Source organism: Achromobacter sp. GQ309 (assembly GCF_059759315.1).
On sequence record NZ_JCAXDP010000001.1, the window covers coordinates 172,168 to 188,066 of the forward strand.

16 protein-coding genes are annotated in these 15,899 nt (G+C 66.9%); 6 read left to right on the plus strand and 10 right to left on the minus strand.

The features are described from left to right. Positions 1-113: 113 nt before the first annotated feature. Entirely contained in the window at positions 114-488 is a 375-nt protein-coding gene (hpxZ, locus tag AC6CIE_RS00900) for an oxalurate catabolism protein HpxZ (protein ID WP_498090808.1), read from the minus strand. 200 nt (positions 489-688) lie between these two features. On the opposite strand from hpxZ, the gene AC6CIE_RS00905 reads away from it, so the two are divergent. After that, positions 689-1,228: an antibiotic biosynthesis monooxygenase gene (locus AC6CIE_RS00905; protein WP_191579228.1), complete on the plus strand. Its 540-nt coding sequence runs from the start codon at positions 689-691 to the stop codon at positions 1,226-1,228. Positions 1,229-1,417: 189 nt separating this feature from the next. Here the strand turns inward: AC6CIE_RS00905 and AC6CIE_RS00910 are convergent, their stop codons facing one another. From AC6CIE_RS00910 to AC6CIE_RS00935, 6 genes are read right to left on the minus strand one after another with little or no spacing between them, the layout of a single operon-like run. Further along, positions 1,418-2,125 carry a GntR family transcriptional regulator gene (locus tag AC6CIE_RS00910; protein ID WP_218344543.1) on the minus strand — a complete coding sequence of 236 codons (708 nt, stop codon included), beginning with the start codon at positions 2,123-2,125 and terminating at the stop codon, positions 1,418-1,420. A 33-nt stretch (positions 2,126-2,158) separates the two neighbouring features. Then, positions 2,159-3,547 (minus strand): AtzE family amidohydrolase, encoded by a 1,389-nt coding sequence (locus tag AC6CIE_RS00915; RefSeq protein ID WP_498090810.1) that lies wholly within the window; start codon positions 3,545-3,547, stop codon positions 2,159-2,161. Beyond that, on the minus strand, positions 3,544-3,726 hold the full coding sequence (locus AC6CIE_RS00920; protein WP_056563598.1) for a DUF4089 domain-containing protein: 183 nt from the start codon (positions 3,724-3,726) through the stop codon (positions 3,544-3,546). The genes AC6CIE_RS00915 and AC6CIE_RS00920 overlap by 4 nt, the downstream gene beginning before the upstream one ends. Positions 3,727-3,768: 42 nt before the next feature. Further along, the gene (locus tag AC6CIE_RS00925) at positions 3,769-4,590 is read right to left on the minus strand and encodes an ABC transporter ATP-binding protein (RefSeq protein WP_175186462.1); all 822 of its coding nucleotides are present in this window, start codon (positions 4,588-4,590) and stop codon (positions 3,769-3,771) included. Beyond that, positions 4,591-5,460: an ABC transporter permease gene (locus AC6CIE_RS00930; RefSeq protein WP_370633053.1), complete on the minus strand. Its 870-nt coding sequence runs from the start codon at positions 5,458-5,460 to the stop codon at positions 4,591-4,593. Between the two features lie 3 nt (positions 5,461-5,463). Then, positions 5,464-6,471 carry an ABC transporter substrate-binding protein gene (locus AC6CIE_RS00935; RefSeq protein WP_498090812.1) on the minus strand — a complete coding sequence of 336 codons (1,008 nt, stop codon included), beginning with the start codon at positions 6,469-6,471 and terminating at the stop codon, positions 5,464-5,466. 257 nt (positions 6,472-6,728) lie between these two features. Between AC6CIE_RS00935 and AC6CIE_RS00940 the strand changes: the two genes are divergently transcribed. Beyond that, positions 6,729-7,640, plus strand: a complete 912-nt coding sequence (locus tag AC6CIE_RS00940) for a LysR family transcriptional regulator (RefSeq protein ID WP_481147741.1) — start codon at positions 6,729-6,731, stop codon at positions 7,638-7,640. A 7-nt stretch (positions 7,641-7,647) separates the two neighbouring features. Here AC6CIE_RS00940 and AC6CIE_RS00945 read toward each other — a convergent pair whose 3' ends face one another. From AC6CIE_RS00945 to AC6CIE_RS00955, 3 genes are all read right to left on the minus strand, one after another. Further along, positions 7,648-8,607, minus strand: a complete 960-nt coding sequence (locus tag AC6CIE_RS00945; protein WP_175186458.1) for a Bug family tripartite tricarboxylate transporter substrate binding protein — start codon at positions 8,605-8,607, stop codon at positions 7,648-7,650. Between the two features lie 97 nt (positions 8,608-8,704). Continuing rightward, positions 8,705-9,505: a class II aldolase/adducin family protein gene (locus AC6CIE_RS00950; protein WP_175138615.1), complete on the minus strand. Its 801-nt coding sequence runs from the start codon at positions 9,503-9,505 to the stop codon at positions 8,705-8,707. A gap of 107 nt (positions 9,506-9,612) precedes the next feature. Beyond that, on the minus strand, positions 9,613-10,539 hold the full coding sequence (locus AC6CIE_RS00955) for a LysR family transcriptional regulator (RefSeq protein WP_175124258.1): 927 nt from the start codon (positions 10,537-10,539) through the stop codon (positions 9,613-9,615). Positions 10,540-10,741: 202 nt separating this feature from the next. On the opposite strand from AC6CIE_RS00955, the gene AC6CIE_RS00960 reads away from it, so the two are divergent. The 4 genes from AC6CIE_RS00960 to AC6CIE_RS00975 are packed head-to-tail and all read left to right on the plus strand — an operon-like array spanning position 10,742 to position 15,741. Continuing rightward, on the plus strand, positions 10,742-12,040 hold the full coding sequence (locus AC6CIE_RS00960; protein WP_175124257.1) for an imelysin family protein: 1,299 nt from the start codon (positions 10,742-10,744) through the stop codon (positions 12,038-12,040). Beyond that, on the plus strand, positions 12,037-13,554 hold the full coding sequence (locus tag AC6CIE_RS00965) for a di-heme oxidoreductase family protein (RefSeq protein ID WP_498090814.1): 1,518 nt from the start codon (positions 12,037-12,039) through the stop codon (positions 13,552-13,554). The genes AC6CIE_RS00960 and AC6CIE_RS00965 overlap by 4 nt, the downstream gene beginning before the upstream one ends. Then, positions 13,554-14,642, plus strand: a complete 1,089-nt coding sequence (locus AC6CIE_RS00970; RefSeq protein ID WP_175124255.1) for an imelysin family protein — start codon at positions 13,554-13,556, stop codon at positions 14,640-14,642. Before AC6CIE_RS00965 ends, AC6CIE_RS00970 begins: the two co-directional genes overlap by 1 nt. After that, positions 14,632-15,741 carry a DUF1513 domain-containing protein gene (locus AC6CIE_RS00975; RefSeq protein ID WP_498090816.1) on the plus strand — a complete coding sequence of 370 codons (1,110 nt, stop codon included), beginning with the start codon at positions 14,632-14,634 and terminating at the stop codon, positions 15,739-15,741. The genes AC6CIE_RS00970 and AC6CIE_RS00975 overlap by 11 nt, the downstream gene beginning before the upstream one ends. Positions 15,742-15,899 lie beyond the last annotated feature (158 nt).

Genomic DNA, 15,899 nt, shown 5'->3' on the forward strand with positions numbered 1-15,899 from the left:
ACGAGGGAAAAAGGAACAGCCAGTGTAGACCTGCACGGGGCCAGGCTCAATGCCGATTGCGCATATTCATATGGCGCCGTCGGTCCCGAGTCATGCCAAGGCCGATGGCCGCGTCAGGTCATCAAACTGACATGCGCCGCCACCACGCGCCAGCCTTGCGGCGTGCGCATCCAGGTCTGGCTTTGGCGTCCGATGCGCGTGCTGCCTTCGCGCTGGAATTCCAGGTTCGCGGTGGCGAAGTCCTGGCCATAGGTGGTGATGGCGGTGCGCAGGACCTCTCTTGCAAGACCTTGCGGGGAACGCTGTGCGCGGAAGGCGCGGATCTCGTCGTAACCGTAGAGGTTTTCGCCGGCGCCGTAACGCAGGGTGTGAGGGCTGTTCCAGAACAGGGTGTCGAGCACTTGCACGTCGTTGGAAACCAGCGCGGCTTCGTAGCATTCAACGGCGGCCGTGACTTCGGCCAAGACGTCGGGTAGGTTGATGTCCATTGCTGCTTATCTCCGATATGCACCGAACTGGTGCGTCGTGTAGGGGTTATCACCAATATGGGGTGTGTTGCGGTGCGCAATTACTCGGGCCATCTCGCTGAATGACACCGCCAAGGGGCAAATGCTGCGCCGCAAGGCTGGCACACGGATTGCTAGGGTTAACGTGCATAACACGCTGCACGCTGCCCAGGAGTTCCGCCATGTCTCATTCTGCCGTTTCCGGTCCGGTCACCATGCTGGTGACGCGCCACATCGCGCCCGAGCGCTATAGCGATTTCCTGTCCTGGATGCGTCAGGGCGAAATCCTGGCGGCGGGTTTTCCGGGGTTTCTCGGATCTGGCGTGCTGCAGCCGCCGGAAGGCGGCGATGAGTATCAGATCGTGCTGCGCTTCACCGACGAGGCCAGCCTGAACCGGTGGGAAAAGTCCTTGCCACGCCGCATGTGGCTGGAGCGCGGTGCAACGCTGGTGCGCGCGAGTCACGAGCATCGGGTGAGCGGCACGGCTGGGTGGTTTGCGCCGAAGGCCAGCACGCCGCCGCGCTGGAAGCAGGCGGTCAGCATTTGGCTGGCCTACTTTCCGGTGCTGCTGGTGTTCTCGGTGTTGGTGAGCGAGCACTTGAGCATCCTGCCGGTGTTCTGGCGTGTGTTGATCACGAGCGTGATATTGACGCCCATCATGGTGTTTGTCTGCATTCCCGTCATCACGCGCGTGCTGCACCGCTGGTTGCGCGCCAGCTGAACCGGGCCGGCATGGCGGCCGCCCGAGGAGCGGCCTGAAAGCCCGAAAGCCCAAAAGCCCGAAAGCCCAAAAGCTCGAGAGCCCGAGAGCCCCAAAGCCCAAAAGCGTTAAGGCCCCCAAAGCTCGAAAGCCCGCGCGCCCCCAAGCCCGAATTTTGGCAACCCCCGCAGGCCCCCCGCCCGCCCGCCTTCACGCCGCCTTCGCGCGGCGTGTCGCGTACAGCCGGTGCAACGTAATCTTGCGCACCGCCTCCTGACTGTCCTTGATATGCGCGCGCAGCAGCGCCGCGGCGCTCGCGCCGTCGCGCGCCAGTACGGCGGACAGGATCGCGGCGTGTTCCCGGTACGTGGTGCCGATGCGATCGGGCTGGGTGAAGTCGAGCCGGCGCACGATGCGGATCCGCTCGGTTGCCGCCCGATGCACCCGTGCGATCTCTGGGTTGCCGGCGGCCGCCACCAATTCGATATGAAAGCGCTCGTCCAGGTCGGCCAGCCATTCGCAATCGCTGGACCGCTCGCTCTCATCGACCAGCCACGTCTCCACGAGCGCGCGCAGCGCCAGCAGCGGATCGGGCGATTGCCCGGGCGTGCACAGCGCATGAACCGCTGCCGCTTCCAGCACGCTGCGCAGCTCATAGAAATGATCCAGCGTTTCAAAATCCAGCGGCTTGACCAGCCATCCATTGCGTTGCCGCACCTCCAGATAGCCTTCGCGCTCTAGCCGGAACAGCGCCTCACGGACCGGCGTCCGGCTGACCTGAAGCCGGTCCGCGATCTCCGTTTCGGTGAAGCGGTCGCCCGGCGCCAGCCGGAACTCCAGGATGTCACGCTTGAGCGTGGTGTAAGCGGAGTCGGCCAGCGTGCGCGGCATGTCGATGGCGGCGAATGCGGATTCCATGTCGAAGCTCCAGGCGTTGCGGTGTAAGGAACGTCAAACCGGCCGCGTGCGTGCCGCGCCAGCCTGCTCCAGCGTGTGGGCCGCACGCAGGCAATCGGCTTCTCGCCAGGGCGCGGCGATCAGTTGCACGCCGAGCGGCAGGTGGCCGTCTTCGTCCAGTTCCGGCCACGTGGGCGCCGTGCAGACCGGCAGCCCGATGGCGGAAATGGGTTGCGTCAATAGCCCCATGCTGGCGCGAGCGGGCATTTGCTTGCCCGCGAGTGTCAGCCAGTCCGCGCCGATGGGCGTGGCGCTGACGGGCGTGGCGGGCGCGATCAGCACATCGTATTGGTCGAAAAGGGCCAGCGCCTCGAGGTAGGCGCGATGGCGCACGCGCTGCGCCTGCTGCACCCAGGCTGCTGGGACGAGGCTGCCGGCGACCAGGCGGTCGCGCGAGTGCGGTTCGTAGTAGTCGTAATGCGTGACGAGCCGGCGGCGGTGCAGCGCGCCGCCTTCCGCCGCGGTGATGATGAAGGCGGCGGAGCGCGCCTGCACGGCGGCCGGCATGTCGACCACGTCAGTCGCGCCCAGGGCGCGCGCGGCGATTTCCACGGCGCGGCGCGCCTGGGGACCCGCCCATTCCGAAAAGTAGCCGCCCAGCACCGCGACGCGCAGCCGTCCATTGCCTTCCGCGATGGCCGGCAACGTGGGCGCCGCCGGGCGCTGCGCGCAGGCGACGTCCGCGGCATCGGGGCCTTGCAGTGCGTCGTAGGCGGCGGCCAGGTCGCTGGCGCTGTTTGCAAACGGACCCAGATGATCCAGGCTGCCCACGAACGGGAAGGAACCCGTGCGCGGCAGGCGGCCAAAGGTGGGCTTCAAGCCAAAGACGCCGCACAGCGAGGCAGGCACGCGGATCGAACCGTTGGTGTCCGATCCCAGGGTCAGCGGCACCAGCCCGCCGGCGACGGCGGCGGCGCTGCCGCCGGACGAGCCGCCCGCGATGCGCGAGGTGTCGTGCGGATTGCGGCAGGCGCCGTAATGGGTGTTTTCCGTGGTGAAGCCGTAGGCGTGCTCGTCCATGTTGAGCGCGCCGATCAGCACGGCGCCCGCCTCACGCATGCGCTCGACCAGCAGCGCGTCGCGCCGAGCGGGCGGGTTGGAGGCGTTGACGCGCCCGCCGGCCAGCGTGACCTCGTCGGCGATATCGAAGAGATTCTTCACGGCGTACGGCACGCCCGCCAAGGGCGGCAGCGTTTCGCCGCGTGCGCGGCGCGCGTCGATGGCCAGGGCTTCCTGCCGCGCGCGGCTTTCCGTGACGGCCGTGAAGCAGTTGTAGCGGGGATCGCGCTCGCGCACGCGGGCAAGCGTGGCGTCCAGCACGGCGGCGGCGCTGCGTTCGCCGCTGCGGACCTGGCGGGCGATGTCGTGAGCGGGGCCGGTCACGGACGGAACACCGAAGCGGATTCCAGTTCCACGGGCAGCGGCTCGTCGGCGAAGGTCGACGCAATGTCGTGGATGCGCGAGAACTGCTGCACGACCTGCTCGGCGGCGGACTCGCGCAATGCATATCCCGACAGCGCCAGCGCGCTGCGCACGTATTGGTCGATGGTTTCCTGTGTCATGGCGAATGCTCCCGGTATTGGCTTGGGATTAATAGCGTGGAATCACTTGCGCACTTCGCGCTGGAAGATTTCCAGGCTCAGTTTCTTCATCTGGATGAAGCTTGGCTCGGACAGCGTCTCGACCGTGCGAGGCCGCGCGTCCGTGTAGTCCAGGATCTCCGCGACGCGCGTGGGGCGCTTGGTCAAGAGCAGCACCTGATCCGCCAGGTACACGGCTTCCTCCAGGTCATGCGAGACAAGCAGCATGGTCGTGCCGGTCTGCAGGAAGACTTCCTGCAGCTTTTCCCGGATGAACAGCGTCATCTCGAAATCCAGCGCGGAAAACGGTTCGTCCAGGAACAGCACTTCCGGTCCGGGGGCCAGCGCGCGCATGATGGACGCGGTCTGCTGCTGTCCGCCCGACAGCTCGTACGGATAGCGGTTCAGGTCGAACTTCACGTCGAACGACGCCACCAGTTCCTCGACCCGCGCATCGACCTGGGCCTTGCTGCGGCCTTCCAGGCGCAGCGGGTAGGCGATGTTGTCGATGGTGCGCAGCCACGGGAACATGGCTTCGCGGTAGTTCTGGAACACGTAGCCGATCTTGGTCTGCGCCAGCGATTTGCCGTCGAACAGGATCTCGCCGGCATCGATGGGGATCAGGCCGGCGATCATGTTGATCAGCGTGGACTTGCCGCAGCCGTTGGGACCGAAGACCGAGACGATCTTGCCCTTGGGGATGTCGAGGTTGAAGTCTTCATAGAGCGGCCAGCCGGCGAAATACTTGGTCAGGCCGCGGATGGTGATGTGCGTGCCCAGCGGGCCGGGCTGGAAGGGCGCGGCGGCTGGCGCGGGGGCGATGACGGGGTTGATGACGGTGGACATTTATCGGCCGCTCCAATGAACCACGCGCTTTTCCAGCACGAGAAAAAGAATGTTGAGCACATAGCCGAGCGCGCCGGCCGCCAGGATCGCGGCGTACATTTCGCGCACGTTCAGCACCTGCTGCGCATTGATGATGCGATTGCCCAGGCCGCTGTCCGAACCGATGAACATCTCGGCCACGATCACGATGACCAGCGCCATCGACACGCCGCTGCGCAGGCCGACAAACGTGGGCTGCAGGCTTTCCCAGATCAGCACGTCCTTGAAGATCTGCCAGCGCGACGCGCCCATCACGCGCGCCGCCATCACGCGCTGCTTGCGGGCGTTGATGACGCCGTACGCGCTGTTGAACAGGATCACCAGCACGGCCGCGAAGGCAGCGATGGCGATCTTGTTCATGTCGGTCACGCCGAAGATCATCAGGAACAGCGGGATCAGGGCGGAGGACGGCGTGGACCGGAAGAAGTCCACCAGGAACTCGACGCTGCGGTAGGCCTTTTCATTGCTGCCGAGCAGCACGCCCAGCGGCACGCCGATCACGCCGGCCATCAGGAAGGCCTGAACGGTGCGGTTCAGCGACGACAGGAAGTCAGCCAGCAGCGGGCCGCCCGCCATGCCCTTGACCAGCGCCACGATGGTCGCGCTGGGCGTGGGCAGCAACACCGGACTGACAAGCTGCAGGCGGACCACCAGGTCCCACACCACAAAGAGCGCGAGCGGGCCGATCAGCGGCAGCAGGCGCGAGGTGTCGAACTTGCGCGGCGGCTTGGACATGGCCGGTTGCGCCTTGGCGGGCTGCGTCTTCGCCGGCGCGGTGGCAGAGGCCTGGGAGGGAGCGGGCGTGGCGCCCGTAGCCGTGGTTGCGGTCATGGATCAACCCTTGTAGAGCATGGTCGAGACGTCGACCTTCTGCGCGAAGACGCCCTTGTCGGTGAACAGGTCGAAGAACTTCTGGAAGTACTGCACGTCGCTGGGCGTGAACTCGTTGTGCAGCGTGTAGGCGGCCAGCGGCACTTCCTCGGTCATCGGGCCTTCGATGGCGGTGTAGCCCTTCAGGAAGGGGCGCGCCTCTTCAGGCTTGGTGCGGATCAGTTCGATGCCGCGCGCATAGGCGGCGATGAATTTCTTGCTTTCCTCGGGATGCTTCTTCAGGAAGGCGGTGGTCAGCGAAGCCGAGCCGCCGAACCACGGCGCCATCGGATCGCCCAGGACGTACTTGGCGATGACGCCGGTCTCCAGGACGCGGGTCGTGCCGTTCAGGCGGCCCACCGTGCCCGTGGGTTCCAGCGTGTAGCACGCATCCAACTGGCCGGCGGCAACCGCGGCGACGTGCTGGCTGATCGCCAACTCGACCACGGTTGCCCCCGTTGCGCCGGCGCGCTCCAGGACTGCTTTGGCCAGCGTGGAATTCTGGATGCCGGGACCAGAACCGACCTTTTTCCCCTTGAGGTCTGCGATGGATTTGATGGGACTGTCTTTTGCGACGATGAACTCATCCAGCACGTTCTTGGCGTTGCTGGGATTGGACGCAAAAATCTTGAACAGGCCGGGCGAAGCGATCTCGCCGATGGCCAGGTTGGCCGAGCCCGTGCCGTTGGCGCTGCCATCGGCGCGGCCCGCAAGCATGGCTTCCATGACCTGCTGCGCGCCCGCGAACTTCAGCGCCTCGACGTTCAGGCCGGCCTCCTTGAAATAGCCTTTCTCGATCGCGGCGTAGAACGGCAGGCCAGCGGCCACGGGCCAGAAGCCGATGCGGATGACCGGACCCGATTGCGCGCGCACCAGCGCCGGGGCGGCGAGCGCCGCCGCGCCCATGGCGGTGCCCTGGATCAGGCGGCGGCGGGTGGCGTTGAAGGCGTAGGGTGCATTGCGATGGATCATGTAAGGCTCCTGGGCTGCTTGATTGGGGGCGCTTGTAGACAAGCTTGCATACCAGTCATCAAGCAATAGCCGTGCCAGGTTTTGTGCGCGGTGGTTTCCTCCGTGGCGCGCGGTCACGCCGCTTCAGGCTGGTGCCCGGCATGAACCAAGTTGGTGCAGGGCGCACCACATAAGGGGACATAACGTGTCCTCTTGCCGTGCCCGCTCGCCGGCAGCGACGCGTCCCGCCCCGGCTGCGTTGGCAGTAGCATCGGCGCATGAACACGCGTTTTGTCGAAGCCTTTCTGTGGTCCGCGCGGCTGGGAAGTTTTCGCGCCGCGAGCGACCGCCTGCATATCACGCAGGCGGCCGTGGCCAACCGCATCGCATCGCTGGAAGAGGACATCGGCGCGCGCCTGTTCGAACGTGACGCCAAGGAACTGAAGCTCACGGCGGTCGGTACGCGGCTGCTGGATTATGGCGAGCGCCTGCTCGAGATCCGCCAGCAGATCCTGTCGCTGGGCAAGCGCGGCGACGAGGTCGCCGGGCTGGTGCGGATTGGCGCCATCGAGACCGTGGTGCATACGTGGCTGATCGGCTTTCTGACGAACCTGCGGTCCACGTATCCCGGCATCGAGGTCCAGCTGACGTCCGAGACGGTGCGCGCCCTGCATCGCGGGTTGCGCGAAGGCACGCTGGATATCGCGTTCCAGACCGACGTGCTGAACGACACGGGCATCATCAGCATGCCCTGTCTGCCGATGGAGATGGGCTGGGTTGGGCCGCCAGGCAGCGAGGAGACGATGACGGCGCACGATCTGCTCGGCGAGCCGGTGCTGACGATGAGCCCGGGATCGCAGCCGCACGAGGCGCTGAAGGCCCTGTACCGCGAGGTCGGCATGCCGCAGGGCAAGGTGCATTTCGTCAGTTCGATCTCGGCGCTGGCGCGGCTGGTGCGCAGCGGCTTCGGCCGTGCGCTTGTGCCGTTGCCGCCCATGTACGAGTACGTTGCGCGCGGCGAGATCCAGGTCATCCGCACCGATCTGCCGGTGCCGCCGCAGCTACTGGTGGTGAGCTATCTGGAAAGCGGCGGCTCGGACGCAATCCGGCTGGTGGCGGAACTGGCGTGCCGCGCCTCGGATCAGTTCACGGCCGCCGTCGTGGCCCCGGGTATGGGATCAGCCCATTAACCGAGCGTCAATGCGCCTGCGGGTCGAACTTGCGTACCAGCACGGCCCACTTGTCGTGCTCGCCCTTGATGAAAGTGGCGAATTGCGCTGGCGTGCCGCCGACAGGCTCGGCGCCTTCGCGAATCATCTGCTCGTTCAATGCGGGCAACGACGCGTTGACTTCGCGGTTGACCAATTCCACCACCTGCTGCGGCGTGCCCTTGGGCGCAAAGAAACCAAACCACGAGCCCGCGTCAAAGCCTGGATACCCCGACTCGGCGATGGTCGGCAGTTCGGGCAGGGTGGCGGACCGCTGCAGCGTGCTGACCGCCAGCGCGCGCAGCTTGCCCGAACGGATGTGGCCGATCACGGACGGAATGGTGGCGAACATGAAGTCGATGCGGCCGGCCAGCAGATCGTTGACCGCGTCCGCGCCCTTGTAGGGCACGTGCGTGGCGTTCACCTTCAGTTCGTCCATCAGCATGTAGCTGGACAGGTGCGAAGACGTGCCCACGCCGGTCGAGCTGTAGTTCAGTTCGCGCGCGCCCTTGACGTATTTCAGGAAGCCCTGGATGTCCTTGGCGGGCGAGGAGGGCGGCACAACCAGCACGTTGGGCACTGTGGCGATCTGCACCATCGGGACCAGGTCGGTCAGCGGGTCGTAGTTCAGCTTGTTCAGCGTGGGATTGACGGCGATGGGGCCGACCGAGTTCACGATCAGCGTGTGCCCGTCGGGCGCGGCGCGCACCACGTATTCGGTGCCGATGTTGCCGCCCGCGCCGGGCTTGTTTTCCACGACGAAGGGCTGGCCCAGCTTCTGCGTCAGCGTGTTCGTGACGCTGCGCGTAAGCGTGTCGGTGGTGCCGCCGGGCGAGAACGCCACGATGACCTTGACCGGCTTGTCGGGGTAGCCGGCGGCGCTGGCGGCGGGCGCGATACAGGCGCCCGCCAGCGCCGCGCAAGCCAGCAGGGCTTGGGCAGTGTTCATGAATGTCTCCTCGCGTGGTCGTTGTCGTGTGGGATATCGCGCCGTGCCGCCACGCCGGCCGGCGCTGGAAATGTTCAGGGGGATTCCGGGCGCGGCCTCAGTCCCGGTAGCCGGGGTCGATGCGGTCCAGCTTGCGCAGCAGCGCGGGCCACTCCATGACGCCATACGGGCGGCGCGTGCCGGGCTGGTAGTTGTTCCAGGTAGCCTCCAGGACGGGCGGCGGCACGGCTTGCAGCGGGGCGCCCGTCGCCATCGCCGCCAACTGCGAGCGGCAGGCCAGTTCCAGACGGTGCATCCAGTTGAAGGCTTCGCCCACGGTGCGTCCTACGGTCAGCGCGCCGTGATTGCGCAGGATCAGCGCCTCGCCCTGGCCCAGGTCCTCGAGCAGCGACGCCTGTTCCTCGGTGCCCAGCACCACGCCCTGGTAGTCGTGGTAACCGATCTTTAGGAAGCGCATGGCCGTTTGCGTCAGCGGCAGCAGGCCGCACTCCAGTGACGACACGGCCATCGACGCCCAGCTGTGCGTGTGGATGACGCAGTCCACCTCGTGCCGGTGGGCGTGGACCGCGCTGTGGATCACGTAGCCGGCCTTGTTGATGCCGTAGTCCAGATCGCCGAAATCGGGCTTGGACAGAATGGTTCCGTCCACGTCGACCTTGATGAGGCTGGACGCGGTGATTTCCTCGTACATCATCCCGTAGGGGTTGATGAGGAAGGCGTTGTCCTCGCCGGGCACGCGGGACGAGATATGGTTGGCCATCATGTCGGCCATGCCGTAGAGCTCGACCAGGCGATAACAGGCGGCAAGGTCCACCCGGGCCTGCCATTCCGCTTCGGAGCAGTGCGCCCGCATGGAGGAAATGCCCAGCCGGCCGGGACGAGAGGGGGAAGTGGTCATCGGATTTCGTGAAGGTTGATCGTCGCATGCACCGCGCTGCGACTTGATGTGGATCAATTTATCTTCAGAAAATCCGACCGCCTAGGCATCCCGAGGCTATGGGGGCATCACGAATCCAGAAGGGTTGCCCCCGGCCAGCCGCCGTGCCGGACCAGTCCGCGCATGGCGTCCAGCAGCACCACGCGCGCGGCCAGCGCGGCGGGCGACAGCTCGTCGTCACTGATGCAGTAGATGTGGTTGCGGCGGAACAGATAGGGATCATCGATGGGATGCATGCTGAGCAGGCCGGTCTCGACGCGGGCCACGGCCGCGCCCGGCTGGATGGTCGCGATCGGATGGGCCTGCACCAGGTCCATCAGCGTCGTCAGGCCGTCGACCTCGACGCCGATCCAGGGTTCGATGCCGGCCCGCTCGAAGGCCGCTTCGACCCAGGCGCGCAGACCATGCGCCTTGCTGGTGACGGCGAGCGGCAACCCGGCCAGATCGGTCATACGGACTGGCTCGCCATCGGGGCGCTCCACCATGCCGCGCGGCGCCAGCAGGAACAGACGCTCGTCCAGCACGGGCACCACGCTGCGGCCCTGCGCGGTGTCGTTCTGGAACAGCACGGCCAGGTCCAGCCGGCGGGCGTTGAGCAGGTCGCCCAGATTGCCCGAAAGCCCCTCGACCAGATGCAGGCGCACGTTGGGATAGCGCTCGGTCATGGCGGCGTAGAACGGGCGGGCCAGCAGCGACGCAGTGGTGGGCGCAAAGCCGACGCTGACGGTGCCGGCCAATCGCGCCTCGCGCGCGGCCGCCACGGCGCTTTCCGCGTGGCGCAGGGTCAGTTGGGCCTGGCGCAGGAAAGCGGCGCCGGCCGGCGTGGTGGTCACGCCGGTGGGGCTGCGCGTCAGCAGCCGCGTCGCCAGCTCGCTCTCCAACCGGCTGATCTGCTGGCTGAGCGCCGACGCGACCACCCCGAGGTCGCGCGCGGCGCGGCCGATGCTGCCCAGCTCGGCGACGCGGACGAAGTAACGGAGTTGGCGCAGTTCCATGAGGCGATTTCCAGGCTGAAGAAAACGGGGCCGGCGGGGCCCCGGGTGACCTGCCGGAGCATACTTTTTTCGTTCAAAAATATGTCAGCTATCTGAACAACGCCTGAATATCAAACGAAAATTGTTTACACTCGCATCCACAAAATTCAAGCCGGAACGGGCCGCCGCGGGGGCGGGCCGTCCGAATTACGGGAGAAAGACGATGCGCAAGTTGCTTTTGGGTGCGGTGCTGGCCGCCGCGGTGTATGGCGGAGTGGCGCAGGCCGCCGTCGAACCCAAGGCCGTGGTCGCCACGTACTCCGACCTGGCGCTGGCCGGCTACGAGGATTCGCTGACGGCCGCCAAGAAGCTGCGCGACGCCATCGACGCGCTGGTCGCCAAGCCCAGCGCGGAAACCCTGAAGGCCGCGCGCGAGGCATGGATCGTGGCGCGCGTGCCGTATCAGCAGACCGAGGCCTACCGCTTCGGCAACCCCATCGTCGACGACTGGGAAGGCCGCGTGAACGCCTGGCCGCTGGATGAAGGCCTGATCGACTACGTCGACGCCTCCTACGGCACGGAAAACGACCAGAACGCGTTCTACGCCGTGAACGTCATCGCCAATTCCAAGATCTCGGTGGGCGGCAAGACGGTCGACGTCAGCAAGATCACGCCCGAGCTGCTGTCCGACGTGTTGCACGAGGCCGACGGCAACGAGGCCAACGTGGCCACGGGCTATCACGCGATCGAGTTCCTGCTGTGGGGCCAGGACCTGAACGGCACCGGCGCCGCGCCCGCGGACCGCAAGGGCACGCCGCAGGAGCGTCACTCGGGCAATCGCCCGCATACGGATTTCGATCCGAAACAGTGCACCGGCGGCAATTGCGAACGCCGCATTGAGTTTTTGAAGGCGGTAACGGATTTGCTGGTGACTGATCTCGAAGAAATGGTGGGCAACTGGAAGAAAGACGGCGCGGCGCGCAAGGCGGTCGAAGAGGATCCGAAGGCCGGCCTCATCGCCATGCTGACCGGGCTGGGCAGCCTGTCGTACGGCGAACTGGCGGGCGAACGCATGAAGCTGGGCCTGATGCTGCACGATCCCGAGGAAGAGCACGATTGCTTCTCGGACAACACGCACAATTCGCACTATTACGACCAGATCGGCATCCGCAACGTCTATCTGGGTTCGTACACGCGCATCGATGGCAAGAAGGTGACTGGCGCCAGCCTGTCCGAACTGGTCAAGGCCAAGGATTCCAAGCTGGACGCCGAAGTGCGCGCCAAGCTGGACGCCACCGTCGCCGCCATGCAGGCCATGAAGACGCGCGCCGAAACGGTCGAGACCTATGACCAGATGATCGCGGAAGGCAACAAGGAGGGCAACGCGGTGGTGCAGGCTGCCATCGACAGCCTCGTCGCGCAGACGCGCAGCCTGGAACGCGTGATCGCGCTGCTGGACCTGGGCAAGGTCGCCATCGAAGGGTCCGACAGCCTGGATAAACCTGACGCCGTATTCAAGTGAAACTCGCATTAGCCGCCGTACTGGCGGCGTCGGTTCATGCCGTCGCCGCCGCCGCGCCCGCCGCTCCCGGCGGGCGTGACGATCTGACGCCCGAAGACCAGAAACGCGTCACCGCCATCACGGCGCCCACCAGCGATTTTTCGAAGGTCGAATCCTTCGAGACCATGCAGGCCGGCGCCACGACGACCAACAAGCTCATCAACGCCGACATCTTTTCGCAGCCGTCGGCCAACATGAGCTTTGAAGGCCGCCAGGAGTTCATCGTCGGCAACGGCCTGTTCCGCAAGGATTGGGTGTCCGCGCCTTCGTCCACGCAGGCGTCCGACGGCCTGGGCCCGCTGTTCAACGCGCGCTCCTGTCAGGCCTGTCACACCAAGGACGGCCGCGGCACGGTGCCGGGCTTCGATCCGCTGGAACGCACGGATGCGGTCGCGCTGCTGCTGCGCCTGGCCGTGCCGGAAGGCGCCGATCGCGGGCATCCCAAGCTGGGCGCCGACGAGATCGCGGCCTTGCCCGAACCCGTCTACGGCGTGCAGTTGCAGAATTTCGCGGTCGCGGGCCTGCCGGCCGAAGGCCGCATGGAAATTGAATACGAAGCCGTGCCCGTGGCGCTGCGCGGCGGCGAGACCGCCACGCTGATGAAGCCCACGTATCGCATCGAGAACCTGGGTTACGGGCCGATGCGTGCGGACACGCAGATCTCGCCGCGGCTGGCGCCGCCGATGATCGGGCTGGGCCTGCTGGAATCGATCCACGAGTCGGACATCCTGGCGAACGTCGGCGCGGACAAGCGCGACGGCATCGTCGGCAAGGCCAACAGGGTCACCGATGCGCGCACCGGCGCGCGCGTGCTGGGCCGCTTTAACCTGAAGGCAGGCCAGCCGACGGTCGAGCAGCAGAGCGCTGCCGCATTCTCCAACGACATGGGCCTGTCCACACCGCTGTTCCCCAAGCATTCCGGCGAATGCACGCCCGCGCAGACGCAATGCCTGGACATGCCGCACGGCGCGCAGCCGCGCTTTGGGCCGGAGGAAGTGCCGGGCAAGCTGATGGACTTCGTCACCATCTATTCGACCAACCTCGCGGTGCCCATGCGGCGCGATGCGGATGACGCGCGCGTGCTGGCGGGCAAGAAGCTGTTCTACGAAGCCAATTGCGTGGCCTGCCACGTGCCCAAGTACGTGACCAGCCGCAACGCCAAGCAGCCGGAACACCGTTTCCAGCTGATCTGGCCGTACACCGACATGCTGGTGCACGACATGGGCGACGACCTGGCCGACGGCGTAAGCGACGGCATGGCCACCGGCCGCGAATGGCGCACCCCGCCGTTGTGGGGCATTGGCCTGACCAAGACCGTCAATCCCAATGCGACCTGGCTGCACGACGGGCGCGCCCGCACGCTGCTGGAAGCCGTGCTGTGGCATGGCGGCGCGGCCAAGCCCGCGCGCGACCGCGTCGTCGACATGACGCCCGAAGAACGCGCGGACCTGATCCGCTTCCTGGAGTCCCTGTGATGGCCCGCCATTTGTTCATGCGCGCTGCGGCTGCGGCATTGATGCTGACGGCGCCGATTGCCGTGGTTGCGGCACAGGCCGCGCTGCCCGCCGACCTGGGCGAACGCCTGGCGCGCGACTACGCCCGGCCGGCGGTTGCGAAGATGACGGACGCCGCTGCCGCGCTGGAAAGCGCGCTGGGCGGCTGGTGCGCCAAGCCCGATGCGGCCGGCGCCGGGCGCGTCGGCGATGCGTTCAAGACGCTGGCGCACGCATGGTCGGGCGTCGAGATCCTGCGCTTCGGCCCGCTGGTGCAGGCCAACCGCTTTGAACGCCTGGCCTTCTGGCCCGACACGCGCGGCGTGATGCCCCGCCAGGTGCAGACGCTGATCGCGGCCAAGGATGACGCGCTGCTCAAGCCCGGCGCGCTGGCTGGCCGCAGCGTCGCGGTGCAGGGCCTGCCCGCGCTTGAGTACGTGCTGTACGGCGAGCCCGACCTGCTCAAGCAGACCGGCGAGCCCAGCTTTGCGTATGCCTGCGGCTACGCCACGGCCGTATCCGCCAATGTCGCCACGATCTCGCGCGACCTGGGCGAGGCCTGGGATGCGCAGGGCGAATTCGGGCGGCAGTTTGCCAAGCCCCAACCGGGCAATGACCTCTATCGCAGTTCGCAGGAAGTTGCCGCCGAAGCCATGAAGGCCCTGTCCACCGGCCTGCAGTTCGCGCGCGACGTGAAGATCGAGCCGGTGCTGGGCGATTCGCCGCAGGCCGCCCGTCCGAAGCGCGCGGCGTTCTGGCGCAGCGGCCTGTCGATGCGCCTGCTGGCGGCCAACCTGGATGCGCTGAAGGCGTTCTATGTGGCGGGCGGCTATCCCTTGCCCGCGGGCGAGGAATGGATGGATGCGTCGGTGCGCGGCGAATTGTCCAGCGCCGCAGAGACGCTGCGTGCGGTGCCGGCGCCGCTGGACCAGGCGCTGGCGGGCGAGGAAGGGCGCCGCCTGCTGGTCCTGGCGTCTCTGACGCTCAAGAACGCGAAGGCCATCGTTGACGAGAACCTGGCGCCTGCTCTGGGCGTCACCATCGGCTTCAACGCGCTCGATGGAGATTGACCGGCGCCGCTTCCTGGCGCTGGCCGCGGCGCTGGGCCTGTCGCCTTCTGCGGCGCGCGCCGCGCTGCCGGCCGATGGCGGGCAGCTGTACCTGACCGCGCGCAAGCGCGGCGGCCGCGATGAAGCCGTGGTGCTGGACGGGACGGGCCGCGATCGCCTCACGATCCCCATGCCCGCGCGCGGCCACAGCTTTGCGATCGACGCCACCGCGCAGCGCGCCGTGGTGTTCGGCCGCCAACCCGGCTTTTTTGCGCTGGGCTTTTCGCTGGAAGGCGGCGAGCCCGCGGCCTTGCCGCTGCCCGATGACCGGCATTTTTTCGGTCACGGCGCCTTCGTGCAAGGCGGCCGCCTGCTGGCCGCCACGGAAAACGACTTCGAAGGCGGACGCGGCGTGCTGGGTCTGTACGACGCCACCCCCGGCGGCGGCTACCGGCGCGTGGGGGAGTTCGATTCCGGGGGCATCGGACCGCACGAGGTCGTGTTGATGCCCGACGGCAAGACGCTGTGCGTGGCCAACGGCGGCATCCTGACGCACCCTGACTACGGCAAGCTGGAACTGAACCTGGACACCATGCGGCCGTCGCTCGCGTATATCGACGCGGCCTCGGGGCAACTGCTGGAGAAGGTGGAGCTTGCGCCGGCGCTGCACCGGCTGTCGATCCGGCACCTGGCCCTGGCGGTCGATGGCGCGGTGTGGTTCGGTTGCCAATACATGGGCCCGGCCGCGGATCGTCCGGCGCTGGTCGGCCGCCATCGCCGCGGCGCGGCGCTGGAACTGTTCGACGGCCCGGCCGAGACGCTGCGCAACATGCGCAACTACGTCGGCTCCGTCACGGTCGACGCCGCCGGTGGCATTGTGGCCACGTCCAGCCCGGTTGGCGGGCAGGTGATCTACTGGGACGCCGCCAGCGGCAAATGCCTGGGCGTCACAGCACTCGCCGACGGCTGCGGCGTCGCGCCTGCCGTGCAAGGGGGCTTTCTGGTCAGTAGCGGATTGGGCGCGATGATCCGCGTTGACGCGCCAGGCAAGGAAAGGCCGGTCCTGCCGCCATCGCGTGACATGTCCTGGGACAACCATTTCCGCATCGTGCCGGCGTAACGCCGCTTTGCCTGCCGGCGCGGCAAGACCTATGCTGCATGTCTGACCGATTCGGGTGTCAGACACCGGAATCAGTCTTACGCCGTACGCTGCGGCGGCACGCGCTGCTCCGCTTTACAAAGCCTGACACTCCCGTCGGGCGCTGCGCCGCTTTGTGC

Bases quoted from the DNA above. Each gene is read 5' to 3' on its own strand.
- hpxZ (WP_498090808.1), bottom strand. From the start codon at position 488: ATGGACATCAACCTACCCGACGTCTTGGCCGAAGTCACGGCCGCCGTT.
- AC6CIE_RS00905 (WP_191579228.1), top strand. From the start codon at position 689: ATGTCTCATTCTGCCGTTTCCGGTCCGGTCACCATGCTGGTGACGCGC.
- AC6CIE_RS00910 (WP_218344543.1), bottom strand. From the start codon at position 2,125: ATGGAATCCGCATTCGCCGCCATCGACATGCCGCGCACGCTGGCCGAC.
- AC6CIE_RS00920 (WP_056563598.1), bottom strand. From the start codon at position 3,726: ATGACACAGGAAACCATCGACCAATACGTGCGCAGCGCGCTGGCGCTG.
- AC6CIE_RS00925 (WP_175186462.1), bottom strand. From the start codon at position 4,590: ATGTCCACCGTCATCAACCCCGTCATCGCCCCCGCGCCAGCCGCCGCG.
- AC6CIE_RS00930 (WP_370633053.1), bottom strand. From the start codon at position 5,460: ATGACCGCAACCACGGCTACGGGCGCCACGCCCGCTCCCTCCCAGGCC.
- AC6CIE_RS00935 (WP_498090812.1), bottom strand. From the start codon at position 6,471: ATGATCCATCGCAATGCACCCTACGCCTTCAACGCCACCCGCCGCCGC.
- AC6CIE_RS00940 (WP_481147741.1), top strand. From the start codon at position 6,729: ATGAACACGCGTTTTGTCGAAGCCTTTCTGTGGTCCGCGCGGCTGGGA.
- AC6CIE_RS00945 (WP_175186458.1), bottom strand. From the start codon at position 8,607: ATGAACACTGCCCAAGCCCTGCTGGCTTGCGCGGCGCTGGCGGGCGCC.
- AC6CIE_RS00950 (WP_175138615.1), bottom strand. From the start codon at position 9,505: ATGACCACTTCCCCCTCTCGTCCCGGCCGGCTGGGCATTTCCTCCATG.
- AC6CIE_RS00955 (WP_175124258.1), bottom strand. From the start codon at position 10,539: ATGGAACTGCGCCAACTCCGTTACTTCGTCCGCGTCGCCGAGCTGGGC.
- AC6CIE_RS00960 (WP_175124257.1), top strand. From the start codon at position 10,742: ATGCGCAAGTTGCTTTTGGGTGCGGTGCTGGCCGCCGCGGTGTATGGC.
- AC6CIE_RS00970 (WP_175124255.1), top strand. From the start codon at position 13,554: ATGGCCCGCCATTTGTTCATGCGCGCTGCGGCTGCGGCATTGATGCTG.
- AC6CIE_RS00975 (WP_498090816.1), top strand. From the start codon at position 14,632: ATGGAGATTGACCGGCGCCGCTTCCTGGCGCTGGCCGCGGCGCTGGGC.